Consider the following 2,726-nt stretch of genomic DNA (forward strand, 5'->3'; position numbering starts at 1 on the left):
AACCGGTTCAGGCATTAAGAGGCGTTTCATTTTCGCTAGAACAGGGAGAATTGGTGGGCTACATTGGTCCGAATGGAGCCGGTAAATCGACCACGATTAAAATTCTCAGCGGCATCCTCGTGCCCTCCAGTGGCACTTGCGTGATTAATGGACGAACGCCCTGGAAAGACCGGATTCATCATGTCGGGCAGATTGGCGTTGTGTTTGGGCAGCGGACTCAGCTCTGGTGGGATTTGCCGGTGATAGAGTCTTTCGACTTGCTACGGGACATTTATCGGGTACCTCACGCGCAGTACCGACGGACCCGCGATGAAATGATTGATCTGCTGGATCTAGAGGACTTGCTCTCGACCCCGGTGCGGCAGCTCAGCCTGGGACAGCGAATGCGGTGTGACTTTGCTGCTGCCATGCTGCATCGACCGGACATCCTGTTTCTGGATGAGCCGACGATCGGACTGGACGCCGTCTCCAAGCTTGCCGTGCGGAAATTTATCAAAGCTCTGAACCAGAGCCAACAGGTGACGACGATCCTGACAACTCACGATATGGATGACATTGAGGCGCTGTGCGATCGCGTCATTATTATTGGGAACGGCGAGATTCTCTGTGACGGTTCGTTGACAGCTTTGCGTTCCCAGGTGTCCTCGCGTCGATATTTGAGAATTGATTTGAAAACGGATGAATTCAAGTTTGAATCAGCCGGAGTGCATCTTCTGACTCGAGTAGGGCGAACTGTCACCCTGGCGTTTGATCCAATTCAAATCTCTGCTGCCGCCCTGATTCGTCAAATTACGGCTCAACATGACGTGGAAGACCTTTTTGTGGAGAATCCACCGATCGAAGAAATTATTGCCGAACTATATGCAAAGACAGGAGGGGGATAGGATGCAAGCTTACCAGTCGCTATTTTATGCTCGATTGGCCTTGCTGCTGCAATATCGAGCGGCAGCGTTTGCGGGAATTGCAACGCAGCTTTTCTGGGGTGTGGTGAAAGTGATGGTGCTCGCTGCATTTTTTAGCCATAGCACTGTAGCTCAACCGATGACCCTGCCGGAGGCGATCAGCTATGTCTGGCTGGGACAGGCGTTTATCATGGCGATCGTCCCTTGGTCCGGCGATCGAGAGGTTCAAGAATTAATTCGCTCTGGCGCGGTAGGATACGACCTGCTGCGACCGATCGATCTCTACAACTTCTGGTTTACCCGTGCCCTGGCAATGCGGACGGCACCCCTGATTCTGAGGGCAATTCCGATTTTGAGCTTAACCCTGCTAATTCTGCCGCTGGTCGGGTTAGCTCAATGGGCGCTGGCAACACCACCCTCGCTGGCAGCACTGGCTGCGTTTGGGATGTCTTTTACGGGTGCAATCCTTCTATCTGCTGCCCTAACGATGCTGCTCACTGTCTCGATGCTGTGGACGCTCTCTGGAGAAGGCATCAATACGATTGTGCCAACTCTCGTCATTATGCTGTCTGGCATGATTGTGCCGCTGCCGCTGTTTCCCCAGTGGGCTAAACCACTACTGAATTTCCTGCCTTTCTCTGGATTGCTCGACCAGCCGTTTCGTCTTTTTACAGGCAACCTTCCCCCCGATGCCTTGGGGCGTGTGCTGATGCATCAGACAGTCTGGATTGTCATCGTGATTGGGTTTGGGCGGCTTTTGGTACGTCGAGGCGTGAAGCGATTAGTGATTCAAGGAGGCTAACTTGTGAATTCACTGCGTCTCTATTTGCGGTATATCTCGGTCTCGTTCAAGGCGCAAATGCAATACAAGGTGTCTTTTGTGCTGCAAACGGTGGGGCATCTTTTCGGTACCGCGATCGAGTTTTTTGGCATCTGGGCATTGTTTAGCCGGTTCAACAGCATTGGCACCTGGACGTTAGTGGAGGTGGCACTCTTTTATGGCATGGTTAATGTTTCCTTTGCCTGTGCTGATGCACTGGGACGCGGGTTTGATACGTTCGCCAAGCTGATCAAAAGCGGTGAATTCGATCGATTGCTGCTGCGTCCTCGCAGTACGGTTTTACAGCTTTTGGGAACTGAATTCACGCTCAGACGCATGGGGCGGTTCTCCCAAGGGCTGATGGTTGGGGGATGGGCACTGGCAACGCTTCAGATTCCTTTAACGCTGCAAACTGCCTGGTTACTGAGTGTGTCATTTGTTGGCAGCGTTGCGCTGTTTCTGGGGATCGTGATTGTGCAGGCAACGCTCACCTTCTGGACGATCGAGTCACTCGAAATCATGAACATCCTCACTTATGGAGGGGTTGAAACGGCTCAATATCCTTTTTCGATTTATAGCCAGTGGTTTCAGCGATTCTTCACCTTTTTGATTCCGCTCGCCTGCGTCAGCTATTTCCCCATCCTGGCAGTGCTGAATAAAGCCAGCGTCTTCTCAGTGCCTTTATGGTTTTGCTTTATTTCCCCGATTGCAGGCGTTCTATTCCTGCTCATGGCACTGCAACTTTGGAAGACAGGAGAACGGTATTATTGTTCTACTGGAAGTTAAGAAGCAGCCATTTGATCCTGGGAAGGCGATCGTTCCCTTATATCCTACCCTTAAAGAATTATTTGAATTAGCGGTGTGGAGAATGGATTGGCGATCGAGTTTTGATGTTTACCATGAGTTTGGAGCTTGCTGCACTACTCCAGCTACACCTTCGATCGGTTCTGGGGATGTTGTTGCTCTAGGTAAGAATCCTTTCCCAGAACTGGTGTGAGAATATG

Annotated in this window: 3 protein-coding genes; all 3 read left to right on the forward strand. The window is 51.3% G+C overall.

The window, feature by feature from the left end; translation table 11 throughout:
- Window positions 1-884, forward strand: an 884-nt coding sequence (locus H6F80_RS00865; RefSeq protein ID WP_190789734.1) for an ABC transporter ATP-binding protein, incomplete at its 5' end; no start/stop codon positions are given.
- A gap of 1 nt (window position 885) precedes the next feature.
- Window positions 886-1,704, forward strand: a complete 819-nt coding sequence (locus H6F80_RS00870; protein WP_190789735.1) for an ABC transporter permease — start codon at window positions 886-888, stop codon at window positions 1,702-1,704.
- 3 nt (window positions 1,705-1,707) lie between these two features.
- Window positions 1,708-2,508, forward strand: coding sequence for an ABC-2 family transporter protein (locus tag H6F80_RS00875; RefSeq protein ID WP_190789736.1), 801 nt, complete (start codon window positions 1,708-1,710; stop codon window positions 2,506-2,508).
- Window positions 2,509-2,726: the final 218 nt, after the last annotated feature.

It is taken from the genome of Leptolyngbya sp. FACHB-711, assembly GCF_014695615.1.
In the GTDB taxonomy this organism is placed as follows: Bacteria; Cyanobacteriota; Cyanobacteriia; order Elainellales; family Elainellaceae; genus Leptolyngbya_A.